The organism is Paenibacillus radicis (ex Gao et al. 2016) (assembly GCF_014641555.1).
In the GTDB taxonomy this organism is placed as follows: Bacteria; Bacillota; Bacilli; order Paenibacillales; family Paenibacillaceae; genus Pristimantibacillus; species Pristimantibacillus radicis.
Window position 1 is genome coordinate 114605 of record NZ_BMHY01000009.1, and the last position, 17068, is coordinate 131672.

The 17068-nt window shown below is 49.7% G+C and carries 16 protein-coding genes; all 16 read right to left on the minus strand.

Annotated elements, in window-relative coordinates:
• Window positions 1-25 precede the first annotated feature (25 nt).
• The 16 genes from rny to IEX98_RS20895 all read right to left on the minus strand — a co-directional run bounded on the left by rny (window position 26) and on the right by IEX98_RS20895 (window position 16957).
• On the minus strand, window positions 26-1567 hold the full coding sequence (rny, locus tag IEX98_RS20820) for a ribonuclease Y (RefSeq protein WP_188891135.1): 1542 nt from the start codon (window positions 1565-1567) through the stop codon (window positions 26-28).
• A gap of 181 nt (window positions 1568-1748) precedes the next feature.
• Window positions 1749-2423 (minus strand): regulatory protein RecX, encoded by a 675-nt coding sequence (locus IEX98_RS20825; RefSeq protein WP_229692298.1) that lies wholly within the window; start codon window positions 2421-2423, stop codon window positions 1749-1751.
• A gap of 73 nt (window positions 2424-2496) precedes the next feature.
• Window positions 2497-3552, minus strand: a complete 1056-nt coding sequence (recA, locus tag IEX98_RS20830) for a recombinase RecA (protein ID WP_188891137.1) — start codon at window positions 3550-3552, stop codon at window positions 2497-2499.
• 226 nt (window positions 3553-3778) lie between these two features.
• The gene (locus tag IEX98_RS20835) at window positions 3779-5035 is read right to left on the minus strand and encodes a competence/damage-inducible protein A (protein WP_188891138.1); all 1257 of its coding nucleotides are present in this window, start codon (window positions 5033-5035) and stop codon (window positions 3779-3781) included.
• Between the two features lie 89 nt (window positions 5036-5124).
• Window positions 5125-5700 carry a CDP-diacylglycerol--glycerol-3-phosphate 3-phosphatidyltransferase gene (pgsA, locus tag IEX98_RS20840; RefSeq protein ID WP_188891139.1) on the minus strand — a complete coding sequence of 192 codons (576 nt, stop codon included), beginning with the start codon at window positions 5698-5700 and terminating at the stop codon, window positions 5125-5127.
• A 229-nt stretch (window positions 5701-5929) separates the two neighbouring features.
• Window positions 5930-6421 carry a YajQ family cyclic di-GMP-binding protein gene (locus tag IEX98_RS20845; RefSeq protein ID WP_188891140.1) on the minus strand — a complete coding sequence of 164 codons (492 nt, stop codon included), beginning with the start codon at window positions 6419-6421 and terminating at the stop codon, window positions 5930-5932.
• Window positions 6422-6485: 64 nt separating this feature from the next.
• On the minus strand, window positions 6486-7397 hold the full coding sequence (locus tag IEX98_RS20850) for a helix-turn-helix domain-containing protein (protein WP_188891141.1): 912 nt from the start codon (window positions 7395-7397) through the stop codon (window positions 6486-6488).
• Window positions 7398-7415: 18 nt separating this feature from the next.
• A complete protein-coding gene (locus IEX98_RS20855) occupies window positions 7416-8183 on the minus strand; it encodes a DUF3388 domain-containing protein (RefSeq protein ID WP_188891142.1) in 768 nt (255 codons plus the stop codon).
• A gap of 196 nt (window positions 8184-8379) precedes the next feature.
• Window positions 8380-8625 (minus strand): DUF3243 domain-containing protein, encoded by a 246-nt coding sequence (locus tag IEX98_RS20860; protein WP_188891143.1) that lies wholly within the window; start codon window positions 8623-8625, stop codon window positions 8380-8382.
• An 82-nt stretch (window positions 8626-8707) separates the two neighbouring features.
• Entirely contained in the window at window positions 8708-9454 is a 747-nt protein-coding gene (gene ymfI / locus IEX98_RS20865; RefSeq protein WP_188891144.1) for an elongation factor P 5-aminopentanone reductase, read from the minus strand.
• Window positions 9451-10737 carry an EF-P 5-aminopentanol modification-associated protein YfmH gene (gene yfmH, locus IEX98_RS20870; protein WP_188891145.1) on the minus strand — a complete coding sequence of 429 codons (1287 nt, stop codon included), beginning with the start codon at window positions 10735-10737 and terminating at the stop codon, window positions 9451-9453. The genes ymfI and yfmH overlap by 4 nt, the downstream gene beginning before the upstream one ends.
• A gap of 5 nt (window positions 10738-10742) precedes the next feature.
• Window positions 10743-12017, minus strand: coding sequence for an EF-P 5-aminopentanol modification-associated protein YfmF (yfmF, locus tag IEX98_RS20875; RefSeq protein ID WP_188891146.1), 1275 nt, complete (start codon window positions 12015-12017; stop codon window positions 10743-10745).
• Window positions 12018-12182: 165 nt separating this feature from the next.
• Window positions 12183-12992 (minus strand): spore cortex-lytic enzyme, encoded by an 810-nt coding sequence (gene sleB, locus IEX98_RS20880; RefSeq protein WP_188891147.1) that lies wholly within the window; start codon window positions 12990-12992, stop codon window positions 12183-12185.
• Window positions 12993-13125: 133 nt separating this feature from the next.
• Complete coding sequence (locus IEX98_RS20885; RefSeq protein WP_188891148.1) at window positions 13126-15894, minus strand: FtsK/SpoIIIE family DNA translocase; 2769 nt, start codon at window positions 15892-15894, stop codon at window positions 13126-13128.
• A gap of 62 nt (window positions 15895-15956) precedes the next feature.
• Window positions 15957-16199: a YlzJ-like family protein gene (locus IEX98_RS20890; protein ID WP_188891149.1), complete on the minus strand. Its 243-nt coding sequence runs from the start codon at window positions 16197-16199 to the stop codon at window positions 15957-15959.
• Window positions 16199-16957, minus strand: a complete 759-nt coding sequence (locus tag IEX98_RS20895; protein ID WP_188891150.1) for a ClpP family protease — start codon at window positions 16955-16957, stop codon at window positions 16199-16201. The genes IEX98_RS20890 and IEX98_RS20895 overlap by 1 nt, the downstream gene beginning before the upstream one ends.
• Window positions 16958-17068: the final 111 nt, after the last annotated feature.

Consider the following 17068-nt stretch of genomic DNA (forward strand, 5'->3'; position numbering starts at 1 on the left):
CGCAAAGCCATATTTAATTGTTGCTTTATTTCGCATATTCGACCGCGCGTGTTTCCCGAATTACCGTAACTTTAATATGTCCCGGATAATCAAGCTCGCTTTCGATCTTCTTCGTAATGTCGCGTGCCAGACGGAACGCTTCCGTATCATCAATTTTCTCAGGTTGTACCATTACGCGGACTTCACGTCCAGCTTGGATGGCATACGACTTTTCAACGCCTTCAAACGACTCCGAAATGTCTTCCAGCTTTTCAAGCCGCTTGATATACGTCTCGAGCGTCTCGCGACGAGCTCCTGGACGAGCTGCCGACAATGCATCGGCGGCGCCAACCAGCATCGCGATAACCGATGTCGCCTCCACGTCGCCGTGGTGGGACGCAATACTGTTGATAACAACGGGATGCTCTTTGTATTTCTTCGCCAATTCTACGCCGATCTCCACATGGGAGCCTTCAACCTCGTGATCAAGCGCTTTGCCGATATCATGCAGCAAACCTGCACGTTTCGCGAGCGTAATGTCCTCGCCCAGCTCGGCAGCCATCAATCCGGTCAGGTAAGCAACTTCCATGGAATGCTTCAGTACGTTTTGACCATAACTTGTCCGATATTTCAAACGGCCCAAAATTTTGATCAAGTCTGGATGCAGACCATGAACGCCAACCTCGAACGTAGCTTGCTCCCCGTATTCGCGGATACGCTCATCCACTTCTTTACGGGATTTCTCAACCATTTCCTCAATGCGTGCAGGATGAATTCGTCCATCAGCCACAAGCTTCTCAAGAGAAGTACGGGCAATCTCCCGTCTAATAGGGTCAAAACCAGACAGAATGACCGCTTCCGGTGTATCGTCGATAATGAGATCGATACCGGTCAATGTTTCCAACGCGCGGATATTCCGTCCTTCGCGACCAATAATGCGGCCCTTCATCTCTTCGTTCGGCAACGAAACGACCGATACCGTCGTTTCAGCCACATGGTCAGCCGCACAGCGTTGGATAGCGAGAGAAATAATGTTGCGCGCTTTCTTGTCTGCTTCTTCCTTCGCCTGCTGCTCAATCTCTTTGATCATCTGAGCTGTTTCCTGACGTACTTCCTGCTCTACATTAGACAAAATGATCGATTTCGCATCTTCCATCGTCAAGCTTGAAATGCGTTCAAGCTCGCTAAGCTGCTGCTTGTAGATGGAATCAATTTGCTCTTGTGTCTCATCGATCCGTTTCTCTTTGTTGGCAACTAGCTCTTCTTTGCGTTCTAGCGCTTCTAATTTTTTATCCAGCGACTCCTCTTTTTGGAGCAAACGTCTTTCTTGACGCTGCGTTTCATTGCGACGCTCGCGAATGTCTCTCTCAGCTTCCGTACGGAGTTTGTGGATTTCGTCTTTTGCTTCAAGCACCGTTTCCTTTTTCTGGGCTTCCGCTTCTTTCTTTGCATTTTCTACAATGACGACAGCAGCTTGCTCAGCGCTGGAAATTTTGGCTTCGGCAATCGACTTTCGAATAAAATAACCAATCCCAAAGAAAATAACGCCAACAACGAGACAGATCAACACGGTCCAGATAGGTTCCATCTTGTTCACCTCCTCGTTGCATTCACCAAGGCAAAAGCTTGGGATGATATTAAGTTTTAGCCGGTTTTCAACCGATTGATCTTCTAACAATTTGACGAAAATTATCGCTTCAAATCAACTTTTGGAAGGAAAATTGATCTGAAATAGAAGGAATACATGTTCATTTTATCTTTTGATAAAATCAATTGTCAAGCAAAAGCCCATCTTCCTCGTCATCCGCCTCTGCCGCGGCTTGTTCCATGACCGATTTTACCGCATCTTTAACGATGTCTCCTGGAAAACCTCTTCGCATTAGAAATCCCATCAATTTGCGCTTTCGGTCTATAGGGTCGCCCTTCAGCGAGCGCCATTTTTTCCCTGCCGCTTTCACTGCCGCTTCCCGTTCAGCTTCTTTGTCAATGGCATCTGCAGCATCGGCTGCCGCCTGTTTCGATACGCCTCGCTGCTGGAGCTCCTGCTTGATCCAGCGCCGGCCTTTGTTCGCATACTTGATTCGCTGCGCGGCAAATTTACGCGCATACTCTTCATCATCCACAATATGCTCCGATTCTAAACGTTCGACTGCCGAAGAAATATGCTCAGGCTCGAACTCCTTACGCTGCAAATATTGTTCAATTTCCTTGCTAGTTCGCGGCTTGGCGCCCAAGAAAGCAACCGCCTTTATGTAAGCACGGTATCGGCTGTCCTCATCCCCAATCGCTGCCAGTTCATCTTCTGTGAAGGCATGTCCCTTGAGCAGTTCATGTCTGATCAGTATGTCTTTATGAACGGTTAAAAGGGGCTCCTCGCCCTCCCCATGTATATGATAGCGGCTGCGATCCTTACGATCCTGCTTCACCGCTTGAATCTCAATCATCAAATCCCTCACTTTTCCTCTAAAACAGCATCGCCGTCCCCTGGAGGACGGCGTAGGTCACTGCTATTTGGTATTAATCCAGTTCGGATTCATCAAAATCATCGTCATCGTCTTGGGATAACGTTTCGACTGGCTGTGCTGTTGCCGACAAATTGCTCGCTTCGCGAATTTGCTTCTCGATAACAGCTGCAATTTCACTATGATCCTTCAGGAACTGCTTCGCATTCTCCCGGCCTTGGCCGAGACGCTCTCCGTTATAGGAGAACCATGCGCCGCTCTTCTGTACGATATCCATTTCCGTACCGATATCGACAAGGCTGCCTTCTCTGGAAATGCCTTCGCCGTACATAATATCGATCTCCGCTTGCTTGAACGGAGGAGCGACTTTGTTCTTCACGACTTTAATACGGGTACGGTTGCCGACCATATCATTGCCTTGTTTAATCGTCTCAATCCGGCGTACATCAAGACGTACACTGGAATAGAACTTCAATGCGCGTCCGCCTGGTGTCGTCTCCGGGTTACCGAACATAACGCCGACTTTCTCACGCAATTGGTTGATAAAGATCGCAATCGTCTTCGATTTGCTAATTGCACCGGACAGCTTACGAAGCGCCTGAGACATCAAACGAGCTTGCAAGCCCACGTGAGAGTCGCCCATGTCACCTTCAATTTCCGCTTTCGGCACAAGCGCCGCCACGGAGTCAATAACGATAATGTCCACTGCGCCGCTTCGTACAAGCGCTTCTGCAATTTCTAGCGCCTGCTCGCCCGTATCCGGCTGCGAGAGAAGCAGCTCATCAATGTTAACGCCCAGCTTGCTCGCATACAAAGGGTCAAGCGCATGCTCAGCATCGATAAAGGCAGCTTGTCCGCCAACGCGTTGCACTTCAGCAATAGCATGAAGCGCCACTGTCGTCTTACCGGATGATTCTGGTCCATAAACTTCAATTACACGGCCTCTTGGCAATCCGCCGATACCAAGAGCAATATCTAAAGCAAGCGAACCGCTAGGCACGATCTCTACTTGCATATGGGTGGATTCCCCTAATTTCATGATAGAGCCTTTACCAAACTGTTTCTCAATTTGACGTAAAGCCATTTCTAAAGCAGCGCGACGATCCGACAAGCTACTCACATCCTTCTTCATTTATAATGTAATGATACCTTGTTTCTTTCCCGTTGCCAAGTCTTTTTTCGAACATACATTCGTCTTTTTTTGTCCGGCTTCCCCCTCCCGCTGAAAATAAACAAAAAAAGAACCGCAGCAAAGTCATCTTCGCCACGGTTCTTCCGTCATATTTACAATTATAGACAATATCTCTGATGAAAACAATCGTTTTTTTGTAATGTTGTTATGCTTCGCTATGTGACAAAGCCTGCCACAACCGATAGAGCGCTGCCTTAACCGCCCTTACGCGAATAATCGAACGGCTGCCGCTGAGATGGGTTGTATGGACATCCGTCGGCTTGCCTCTTTCCGCAATGGCGAAATAGACGAGTCCGACAGGTTTTCCTTCCGATTCGGCTGGGCCGGCAACTCCAGTAAGTGAAATCCCGAAGTCACTGTCGGCGAGTTCGCGGATACGTTCAGCCATCAGCGCCGCTGTCGATTCGCTGATCGCGCCCGGCGCCCCTTCCCCCTCGAGCTGCGTCATCGGTATTCCCAGCAATTGATGTTTCATGACGTTCGTATACGTGACGACCCCGCCCGCAAATTCTCCGCTGCTGCCCGGTACATTTGTCACAAGCTCCGCAAACAATCCGCCGCTGCAGCTCTCTGCACTAACCATGGTGCGTCTGGTTGCCCTCAGAAGCCTCACGACAGCCTCCTCCAGCGGAATATCCTCCTGCGCATACAAATGCTCGCCTACGCGATCCTTGACCGCCTGAACGGTAGCGTCGATTTTTCGTACAGCCTCCTGCTCCGTAGCCGCCTTAGTTGATACCCGGATGGCGACCTCGCCTTCTTTTGCATAAGGGGCCAGAGTCGGATCGCTCTGCCCGTCAATCAGATCCAGAAGCTTTGCTTCCAGATTGGATTCCCCAATACCGGCAAAGCGAAGCACACGCGAATAGAGAGGCTGGCTCTCGCCCAGCGCTTGACGAATCCACTGCCGCCCGGCTCCTTCCATCATCGGCTTCATCTCCCGGGGAGGTCCCGGAAGCAGCAGATAATGGGTGCCGTCAACGCTTAGACCGTTGCCAACTGCGAGTCCGGCTTCATTAAATAAAGGTTCAGCGCCGTCGATTGTATGGGCTTGCCGCTTATTGCTTTCCACCATGTGAATGCCTCGCGAACTGAACAGCTTCTCGATTTGCTCCATGGAGGGGCCGTGAATGGACATGCCGCGGTTCAAATAAGCAGCCAGCACATCTTTAGTCAGATCATCCTGAGTCGGTCCGAGACCGCCGGTAAACACAAGCAGATCCGCTCTCGAGCGGGCTGTTTCGATGGCTGACTGAATACGGCCCGGATTATCGCCCACTACGGTCTGATAATAGACGTCGATGCCAAGCGCAGCGAGCTCCTGCGATAAAAATTGAGCGTTCGTATTTACGATCTGTCCCAGTAGAAGCTCCGTGCCGACTGCGATAATTTCTGCTTTCATGAAAAATGCCCCCTGCCCGTTATTTGAATGGAAAAGCATCCTCCCTTCATGGGAAGATGCTTTGGATTTTGCGAATGCCACAGTATGTGTTATTGAACCGGTATCAAGTGCTTATTCTTAACAAAATAGTCTATTCCAGAGTAGACAGTGATCGCAACCGCTACCCAGCTTGAAATCATGTCAAACGGAAAATCGATGAAATGGAACGGGAAATTGTTCAGAAGCAAGGAGATGATCATCGTAATCTGGATGGCCGTCTTCCATTTGCCCCATTTGCTCGCTGCCATTACACTTCCTTCGAGCAGTGCAATTTGCCGCAAGCCGGTAACCGCAAATTCACGGCTAATAATGATGATAGCCATCCAAGCGGCCAGCTTATCCATTTGTACGAGCGAGATCAGTACAGCTGCAACGAGCAGCTTGTCTGCCAGTGGATCAAGCAGCTTGCCCAAGTTCGTTACAATTTTGTTCTTTCTCGCAATATAACCGTCTAGTCCGTCTGTACTTGCCGCCACGATAAAAATAATTGCCGCTATAATCTGATTGTATGTAATTTGGTAATCACTGAATGCGAAATGCGGCAAATTGAAATTAACGAGCAAAAACACCATAATAATCGGTACCAGACAAATTCTAAGAATTGTAATTTTGTTTGCCAGGTTCATGCGGATACCTCCCGGGCAAAAGCCGCTTGCCAGCTCATACCGCTGTTCATCTTGTTTGTGTGACCTAACTGTAACTGTACTTTCATCTGTGCGTCCCCCAGCCATATCCGAAAAGCTATAGTCAAGTATAATACACCCTTAATCCGCATGTCAAAAGCGAGAGCACCTGCGTTAAGAACGCCCGTTGTCTCTCGCTTTTCGTCCGCTCATGCCCTCTCCCGAAGTGCCCTTAGCGGTAGTTCGTAAATTGCAGCTCCACCTTCAAATCAGCACCGCGAAGCAGCGCCATTACAGCTTGCAGGTCATCCCTGCTTTTTCCGGATACGCGAATCTGGTCGCCTTGGATAAGGCTTTTCACTTTCAGCTTGGAGTCCCGGATCAATATATTAATTTTTTTGGAATGCTCCTGATCGATGCCCTGGCGCAGCTTGATGCGCTGGCGAACCGTATGTGCCGATGCGGATTCGACTTTGCCGTAATCCATATTTTTAATAGGCACACCGCGCTTGACCATCTTCGATTGCAAAATATCAAGTACGCTATTCAATTTGAACTCGTCGTCCGATATAATAACTAGCTCTTCTTTTTCTAGCGCAATGCTGCTCTTGCTTCCCTTGAAATCGAAGCGAGTCTCGATCTCACGCTCCGCTTGCTGAATCGCATTGTTCAACTCTTGCATATCGACCTTGGAAATAATATCAAATGAACTTTCGGAACTCATGTACACAGCTCTCCTCTATCCTGTAATTCGAATCATACAGGGCCGATATACGACCCTGGTGTTCTTAAGGCGCTTCTGTGCTCTCACCATTTGCAGGAGGAATCGGCGAATCCGTCGCATTGCCCTGCAACGGGCTAAGCAGCACTTTTTTGGATCTTGCTTGATCGCCATCGTTAACCGTAATGCCATCCACCGTTATAACGGTCAGATCGGCACGGCCGACATTGACATAAAGCGGCTCTGTAATATCATAAGACACAGTTTGGCCGTCCTGTACCGTCTCAGCAATCAGCTTCTCTCCGGTGGAGCTGCCTTTACGCACTTCCGTCCAGCTAGGTCCTCCGGTAATTTTAATCTCCAGCTTATGGACAACATTAGCAGGTCCGATGTCATAATGATCGACCTTGCCTTTTTTCTCCGTAAAGGTCAAGCTGGTTGCCTCTGTTGGCGGAGGCGTCGGCGTTGGTGTCGCAGTCGAATTGCCTGTTCCTGTGCCTGCCTGGCCTTTATCACTAGGCAATGGAGAAGCTTGATCCGTAATTTTTGTTTGATCGTCAATTCCTTTAGAATCATCGCCCTTTTGGCTGACGACGTAAAACCAGACGACGACTACAATAAGAATAAGAAACGACCACATCAGCACGTTGAAGCCAAGCTTGCCAATCCGCTCCGACGCTTGGGTTTGCACTCTTCTCGGCGCTCTTGCCGCTACCGGCTCCGACACCTGCTCGGTAATCGTTGCGGCCGGCACTTCATGCTGGTACAAGCGAAGCACTTCATCAGCGTCCAAGCCTACGGCCTCGCAATAATTTTTCACAAACGCTCTTAAATAAAAAGTTCCCGGCAGGATGCTGTGATCGCCGTTCTCTATAGCCTCGAGATAGCGTTTGCGAATTTTGGTGGTCTCTTGAACATCTTCAAGTGATAAGCCGTGTTCTTCTCTTGCTTTCCGAAGCAATGCTCCCAAATCTGACATTTGTTCGTTCTCCTCTCTTTAGAATTCGTCCGTGTAGTTAGCCGTGAACGATTCATAGGTAATTTCTTCGTCCGGCGTATTGCGAAGCTCGATAATCATATCAAAATGGCTGTAATCATAATGAGATTCCTTAATGAAAATATCCGGATGCTCGATAACCTTCGTCGAAGGCATCGCCATAATCTCTTGGAGCAGCGCATAATGCTTCTCATTGGAACGAATCGTGCTTACAATGCCGTCGATGATAAAAATATTGTTGTTCGTCATCTCATCCTCCGACAGCTGGCTTCTAACCGTCTGCCGCAATAAAGTCGACGATACGAACGTCCATCGCTTGTTCGAGCATACGCTCCCGGCAATGATCGATTCTGTCTTCCCAACGCGAGGCATCCCTCGCAAGCCAATTACTTGATTGCCGTCCCGCTTGAACACTTCACCGAGAAAATCGACGAGAATACCGAGCTCATCACGCGTAAAACGGAACGTCTTGCGGTCATCTGAATCTCGTTCGATATAACGGCCGTGCCGAACTGCCAAAATATCGACAATCGTAGGCGTCCGAAGCTTGTTAACGGTAATGTTGTCTACTTTTTGAAGCATTTTGCCAAGCAAAACGATTTTCTCTTCATCGTCCGTCTGCAGCAGCATGCCCCTTGTCCGGTCTTCTACACCGTTGATCGTCATAATGTTTACTTCCAGCATACCAAGAAGGGATGCTATATCACCTAGCAGCCCGGGCCTGTTCTTATGTATTTTGTACTCCATATAATACTGCTTGCTTTCCATGAATGGTCACCGCCCCAAGCCTGTTGATGTCAGTATTGCGCAACGCTACAATCATTAATCATTGCTATTTGCGAAAAATGCCGCTTACTAAAAGCTTATTCTACAATTTTCGCTACAATCCTGCAACCTCCATCGGAAACATTGCAGAAAAGCCTCCGATTGGAGGCTTTTCTGAGAGGAATCCTATCCGGCCTTGTTAATGATTGACAAGCTTCACCATCAAGTTAGCAATCGTCTTTTTCTCCGACTCGTCGCCTGCATCCCAAAGCTCTTTCAGCACACGCTGTTGTTCGTTTTTGGGATCGACTTTCTCATCGAGAAAAGAGCCAATCTCATAGGCTAGATTTGTAATCATTTCTTCGGTCATACCCGAAGCCTTCGCCTGGTCTACACGTTCAGCCAAAAACTGCTTAAAGTTCGCAAAATTGCTGAGCACTGACATTCGTTTCTTCGCCTCCTGAGTGTAAATGAAGAGAATGAACAACAGTCATTATTGTGCCGCAACGTTTGCGGAAATATGCAGATTAGGTGTGCCAGCCGCCGTTCGGGCTAATAATTTGCCCGGTTATGTAGGAGGATTCCGGCAGCGCCAGGAAATAGACGAGCGAAGCGATCTCATCTGGCTGGCCGAACCGGCCAAGCGGAATTTCCTGTTCAAGCGCAGCCTTCTCCTCAGCGTCGAACCCGTCCATCATCATCGTGTCGACCGCCCCCGGAGCAACGGCGTTAACAGTAATACCGGTAGGGGCCAATTCCTTCGCCAGCGCTTTCGTAAAGGCATTCATTCCGCCTTTTGTCGTGGAATACAGCACTTCGCAAGAGGCGCCTGACATTCCCCAGACAGAAGAAACGTTAATGATCCGCCCGTAACGGTTGGCGATCATTGAGGACATAAAGATTTGACTGCAAAGGAACATGCCCTTCAAATTAACGGACATGACATCGTCCCACTCCTGCTCGGTCACGTCCATTAGCATGCCGTAATGGGAAATGCCGCCGTTATTGACTAGTATGTCAGGCAGCATGCCGTTTGCTTCCAGCTTATCCCGCATTCGCAGCAGCTGTTCCTTGGAGCGTAAATCCGCAGTTATCGTCATTACGTTGGCGCCAAGCCTCATGCAGGCTCGCGCCGTTTGATTAGCCGCCTCATGCGACTCTAAATAATGAATGACGATATTGGCGCCTTCCGCGGCAAAGCGCTGCGCAATGGCAGCGCCAATTCCCCGGCTTCCCCCGGTAACCAATACCGTCGATTGACGTATAACCGTCATTCCCCTGCTTTTTCCACGATCGATACAGCCACTTGGCCGAAGTCGAAATGCTCGCGAAGCCGTGCGTTGACCTGCTCCAGCGTGCTGTTCTCGTACAGCGGAAGCAGATCGAACATATCGCTGTCGCGAAACCGGTAACGCGTAAATTCGCTGGCGATCGCTTCAGGGGAATTAAGCATTCGCAAATAACTGCCGATTTTTTTCCGCTTCGAGCGCTCGAAGGCTTCTTCAGAAATGCCGGTTTTCACCGCTTCCTCTACCGCCGCCCGAACTTTGCCAAGCAGCGCTTCAGGGTCAGGGCTGTCGCCTCCGATAACCGAAAAAGCGTAGTTGTCGCTTGAATTAAATTCCGATCCAAACGAGTCGGAGATTAAATTTTCCTCATATAGATCCTGATAAAGCGAAGAGCTCGCCCCGAACAAAGCATCCAGCATCAGCTTCGACAATACTTCCTGCTCCAGCAGCTCCGCAGGCGGCAAGCCGACGCGCTTCTCCTTAAAGCCAAACATCACTTTAGGCAGCGAGACCGGAAGCTTCGTTACTTTACGCGGAATTTTGACACTAGCCGGCTCATCTTCGAAATAACGGTGAATTTCACCTTGCGGTTTGAAGTTTTTACTCGCTTGGTTGGCCCGCACCAGCTCGAACACCTCTGCCGCATCGACACCGCCTACGACGAACAGCAGCATATTGGACGGATGGTAAAAGTTTTCGTAGCAGCGATACAGCGTTTCCTTATCGATTTGGTAGATCGACTCCACCGTACCGGCAATATCGATGTGAATCGGATGGTTATGGTACATCGCATCGATAAGCCCGAAATAAACCTGCCAGTCAGGATTATCCTTGTACATATTAATTTCCTGCTCGATGATACCCTTTTCCTTATTGACATTTTCGTCGGTAAAATAAGGATTTTGCACAAAATTGATCAGCGTCTCCAAGTTAGCCGTTATTTGCTCCGTTGCGGAGAACAAATATACGGTCCGGTCAAAGCTTGTAAAAGCATTAGCCGAGGCGCCTTGCGATGCAAACGTGGCGAAAATGTCGCCGGTTGGCTCCTCGAACATTTTATGCTCGAGAAAATGGGCGATGCCGTCAGGCACTTTAGACGGCTCTTCTCCCTCAACGGCGAAACGGTTGTCAACAGAACCGTATTTGGTAGCAAATGTGGCATACGTTTTTTGAAAACCGGGCTTCGGCAGCACGATCACTTCAAGTCCGTTGTCCAGCACTTCGCGGTATAGCGTCTCCTGCACATTGTTGTACTCAAGCGTTTCCATGTCTGTTAAGCCTCCTTCCGGTCTCGCAAGTAATAGATCGTATCCAGTTGAACCCGGTTAGCCACACGAACGATATCCTCTGGCCCGACCGATTGGATCTGGTCAAGGAGCTGCTGCGCGCTGCGGTCTTTACCGGACAATACCGCATTAAAGTCATAAGCAATCATCTCATAAGCGCTGTCCTGCAGCTCCCGCAAATGATTGGAGATCATCGCTTTCGTCTGGCTGATCTCCAGCTCCGTAAGCTCTCCGCGTTTCATGCTTTCAAGCTGTTCCTTGATGATGACGACGGCGCGGTCGTAGTTTTGGATCTCAATGCCAGATTGAATCGTGCAAAGTCCTTTATGTCCGTCAAGCCTCGATGAAGCGTAGTAGGCAAGGCTCTCCTTCTCCCTAACGTTCAGGAAAAGCTTCGAATGCGGGTAACCGCCCAAGATGCCGTTGTACATCAGCGATGCCGCATAGTCGTCATCTCCGTACAGGATACCGGTGCGAAGACCAAGATTCAGCTTACCTTGACTGACATCCATTTCTTCGACGACCGTTTTCACATCGCCTCTCTCTTGACGGACATTCGTCACTGCATAAACGCCAGGCACACCTGCTTTAGGACGGAAATATTGCTGGACGAGCGCAGTTACCTCATCAAGCGTCGTATCACCCACGACATATAGGTCAAAGACCGCTTCCTCCAGCCATTGCTCGTACCTGCGATAGAGAGAGTCCGCAGTAATAGCAGCTATATCTTCAAGCTTGCCAAGAGGATGGAGACGATAAGGCTCATCCTCGCACATTTCCTCCAGACAACGCTCGGCCGCATACCGGATTTTATCGTTAACGATCGATTCAAGCCGTTTCGTTAGCGTCTGCTTCTCGGCCTCCACATATTTCGCGCGAAAAGCTCCATCTTCTGTGCAAGGGTCGGTTACAACCTCCCCTAACAGCTTTAACGAAGCGTCTAGAAGCGGACTGCTGGATGCGACGAATTTGTCGTTAATGACATCCATTCGAAACTGGACGATCTGTGAATCGCCTCTTTTATATACGTCAAAGCCAAATCCGGCCCCATACAAATCGTCAAGCCGTTCGCGAAATGCTTTCGTCTCTGGCGTGGAAGCCGTGCCTCGACGCAGTACGAAGGGAGCGAGCGCCGTCTCGGTCACTGTATCCTCCGATAACGGAACGCCTGCGAATAACGAAATCGCAAAAGTTTTAAATCGTTTGGTCGGCAGTACATGAAGCCGAATCCGGCCCAGCTGCCCTCTCTCAAATAAGGTCACTCCGTTAGCTCCTTCCTTGTATAAACCTGCAAATTTGGTTCTGCTGGAGTAAATGTATTCCAATTACACGTTGCCTATACCATTCTAACTTAACCGAAATGGAAGAAGCAACCTGGGCCTGCGCAAGGGCAAGGCCGGCTGCTTCTTCGGAGTCGCAATTTGCTTTTACATGCAGAAAATGTGTTTGCCGATCGTCTTCACTTGCGGCCTAGTCCAAATCCATTTGGAGGTAGCCGTAACCGGGTTGAAATAGTACAGGCAGCCGCCGCTAGGGTCCCAGCCGTTGATGGCATCTTGAACCGCTTGCGCCGCTTTCTCGTTTGGCGTCAAATAAATTTGACCGTCGGCCACAGCTGTAAATGCACCGGGTTGAAAAATAACACCCGAGATCGAATTTGGAAAGCTCGGCGATTTCAGACGGTTAATGATAACCGCTGCAACGGCTACCTGGCCTTCATAAGGCTCGCCTCGCGCCTCGCCGTAAACGGCGTTGGCCATAATTTGCAAATCGCCTTTGGAAAGGCCCAGCTTGTTGGATTTATCCAAGGCAGAGCCGCTCCCAGAGCCCCCTCCAGAACCGCCAGATCCGCTTTCTGAACCTGTGCCGCTGCCAGCTCCCGCTCCGGCATTGCCGGACTCCTCAGCACTCGGCTTCCAGCTTTTCGTGGCTTCCCAAAGCTTGAGCTTCGTTTTGGCACCAACGATGCCATCCGACTTCATGCCGAACTTCCACTGGAACCAGGTAACAGCGTTTTTCGTGGTCGTACCGAATTGGCCGTCAATCTTGCCGTTGAAGTACCCCAAAAATTTAAGTCTTCCTTGCAGCTCATAAACATCCTTGCCGGAGGAGCCGACTTTCAACGTTGCGTTACTGAATGTTTCTTCCGCCTTGCCGTTCATCAAATGCTGTAACGAGAACGTTCCGAATACGAGCATGACGATTAACGCGGTCATTACAATTAAACGGTTTCTCATCTAGGGATCTGCCTTTCTCATAGCAAGTTAGTTAGCTTCATGCAGCGTTGCCTAGCACTAGTATGAGAAAGGAGCTTTCGTTCTATGCATCGAATGGAAACTGTAGCATCTCCATACAAAAAAGGATATCGTCCTAGGACGATATCCTTCCTGCCTGATATTGCTCTATTGTGAGCATAACCTCACGAGGTTTGCTGCCCTCATAAGGGCCAACGATAGAGCGGGCTTCCATTTGGTCGATCAATCGGGCTGCTCTCGTATATCCGATACGCATCCGGCGCTGTAACAGCGATACAGAAGCCTGTTTCGCTTCAACAACAATTTGCACCGCTTGATCATACAGTTCATCTACAATGTCATTCGGATCATTGGATTCTTCCTCAACCTCAGGAACAAGATCCTCTTTATATTCCGCTTCCGCCTGTCCCCTCGAGTATTCAACGAGCGCTTCCACTTCTTGATCTGAGAGGAATGCGCCTTGCACACGAAGCGGCTTGGACATGCCTACAGGCAGGAACAGCATATCACCGCGGCCTAACAGCTTCTCTGCCCCGACCATGTCGAGAATCGTCCGCGAATCCACTTGCGACGATACGCCAAACGCAATCCGGGAAGGAATGTTGGCTTTGATGACGCCCGTAATGACGTCTACAGACGGACGCTGCGTTGCGATAATAAGATGGATGCCTGCCGCACGGGCCATTTGAGCCAGACGGGCAATGGAATCCTCTACGTCGCCAGCAGCGACCATCATCAAGTCCGCAAGCTCATCGACGATGACGACGATGTACGGCAGCACCGCTTTCGGATTATCCGCCATTAAATTGTTATAGCCTTCAATATTTCTTGTTGCGGACTTGGAGAACAGCTCATAACGCTTCTCCATCTCGACAACGATCTTCTTCAATGCCAGAGAAGCTCTGCGCGGATCTGTTACAACAGGAGCAAGCAAATGCGGGATACCGTTGTATACATTCAGTTCGACCATTTTCGGATCGACCATCAGAAACTTCACTTCGTCCGGCTTCGCTTTGTACAGAATGCTTGTAATGATGCCGTTGATGCAGACCGACTTGCCTGATCCGGTTGCCCCTGCTACGAGCAAATGGGGCATGCGGGCAAGATTGCCGATAATCGGCTGGCCGGAAATGTCCCGGCCAAACGCGATAGACAATTTAGACGGTGCATTATGAAATGCTGGTGTCTCCATCACTTCCCGCATCGTAACGACGGATACTTCCATATTCGGCACTTCGATGCCGATCGCAGATTTGCCCGGAATCGGAGCTTCCATCCGTATATCCTTCGCGGCAAGTGCAAGTGCAATATCGTCGGTCAGGCTGACAATTCGGCTTACCTTCACTCCCGTAGCCGGCTGAACTTCATAGCGGGTAACGGCTGGCCCGCGAACGACGTCGAGCACTTTGGCTCGAACACCGAAGCTTTCCAGCGTAGCTTCCAGCTTTCTCTTCGCATCGATGGAATCCGCTCCGTCCCCTCCCCTTGCCAATAAGCTTGGCTTGGTTAGCAAGGAAAATGGCGGAAGCACATAAGGCTTCGGTTGAGGCTCTGCCGGAACCGAAATTGTAGCAGCCGGTTCAGATGCTTCTTTGACTAGAACTGCACTGTCGGATGGTTCCGCTTCATCATCGTTAACTGCTGAAGGCAGCTCTGCATGATCCGGCAACTCGGCAATAGGTTCCTCCATTTGCTGTTCATCCTCAGTGGATTGCTGCGGCCAAGTCCCCGTCCACTCCTCAGCCGGTTGTTCTTCTTCTTCTGCATAAGGAGACGAAGGCGGATAGGTTTGCCCGTCATGAATTGCTTCCAGATGCTGCTCAACAATCGGTTCTTGGATCGTCGGGACCGTTTCCCAAGGTACTTGATCGGGCGAGTTATGTAAAGCTTCTTCTTGTTCTTGTTCCTGTTGCTCCTGCACCTGTACGGGCATCTGCTGTTCGTTCGGATCGCCGTTGCGATCCCACTCTCCTGCTATTGCTTCACCGTTCTTAGCCCAATGCGGACTCATTCCGTTCAACTGATGCCCATCATCATCCTCATCATCGAGAGACCAGTCGTCTTGCTTGACGGTTTGCTCGCTTTTATCCTGTTGCAGCCAAGAGAAGAAGAGGGAGCGTTTCTTCTTTCGAGGTGTAAGCGGAAAGTCTTCGTCCTCGTCGATGGCGTCATCATCCTGAGCATAACCTTGGGGGTCGGCGGCACGAGGCGCTTTCGCAGCAGCGGCGGCGGTTGCCGCCCTAAGCGCAGCTCTCTGGTTCCACTTTGCTGCAAACAGCTTGAACAGCCGAATTAGCTTGCCTTTTACAAGACGGCCCATTTCAACATAGGATTTGCCAGTCATCAGCATAAGCGAAATCGCAAACATGACCCACATGACGAGCTTGGCCCCGAAATAGCCGAATAGCATGAACAGCATCGAATACTCGATGGCGCCGATATATCCGCCGCTAATGTCCTTTTCATTCATCGGACGGTCGTCCGCTCCGTCAAAGGTAAGAAGCTCCAGCCTGATCGCAGAGCTTAACTGTTCAAAGATTAGTCCGCCAGAGAGCTCCGATGAAGGCGCCAGCGATTTGTCGATCATCGCAACTGAGCTCCACAACGCTAATGCCAGTACGCAGATCAGCACGCCAGTACGACGATGCGACCAGCCCTTCGGCCAAGCGCGCTTGACCATGACGGTAAGTCCGACATAAATGCCGACTAATGCCAGCACGAAATAAAATTTGCCCAAAAACAGGCCAAACAGCTTGGACAAAGACCGGCCAACCGTCGCTCCGCCTGATAAGGCGATTACAGATACTGTTATAAGTAAAATACCATAGACTTCATATTTTAAATTGGATGCAATCGATTTCTTTTTTCTTCTCTTTTTAGCCAACTTTTTGTCACCTCTGGTTTAACATTATACCATAGGTGGACAAATGTTCCTATTTTCTCTTTTTAGTTTTGTACATCATTTTGCCCGTACATCATGATAGACCCAGGTGCAAGCTGTGGATTTAAATAATCATTCAGCTGGCATTGCAGCAGTCTGACGATTCTCACCATACCAGGTGCAACTGGAATCACTTCCATATGAATCCCGTGAAGCCATATTTGCTGCGACGGGGTTTGAGCCGTTTCAGCAGCGCCAGTCATACCATCCAAAACAGTCTCCAAGGGCATAATCGTATAAAGCGTCATTAATTATACACCCCCGGGCCCGGCTGACCTGCCGCTGCAGGCTTGCGTTCTGCAATTCGGCGATTCAGCTCCTTCAGCGCTTCTCCCAGTCCGCCAACGGCATCGATTAATCCGTGTTTGACAGCATCAGATCCGATAACCGTCGTTCCTATATCGCGGGTCAATTCACCTGTTTTGAACATGAGATCCTTAAATGTTTCTTCCGTAATGTTGGAGTGCATCGTCACAAACCGAACGACCCGCTCCTGCATTTTATCCAAATATTCAAAAGTTTGCGGTACGCCGATAACGAGTCCGTTCAAGCGTATCGGGTGGATCGTCATCGTCGCCGTTGCGGCAATGAAGGACATATCCCCGGCTACGGCGATCGGAACACCGATAGAGTGCCCGCCTCCCAGAACGAGCGTCACGGTCGGTTTGGACAAGGAAGCGATAATTTCAGCAATCGCAAGACCTGCCTCTACATCGCCGCCAACCGTATTCAGCACGATTAGAATGCCTTCGATTTTGGCGTTCTGCTCTGCTGCCACCAGCATTGGAATCAAATGCTCGTATTTGGTCGTCTTATTTTGCGGAGGTAACACGATATGACCCTCGATTTGACCAATGATCGTCATGCAATGAATGTTGGACTCGGCAACAGGCGTCGCCGTTTGTCCAAGCTGCTGAATCGTTTCTACGATGGTACTGTTCTTTTTCTTCTCATCGGCAGCCGGATCAGGCTGCTCATTTGTTAATGGAATGGAATGGCTCCACATGACATTAAGTCCCCCTCGTCAACAATGTTGCTGAAATTTCTGCGGCTTGTCATAGTATGAGGTCGACTGCTGAATTTATACGGGGGCACAACAAAAGAGACCGGTCGTAGG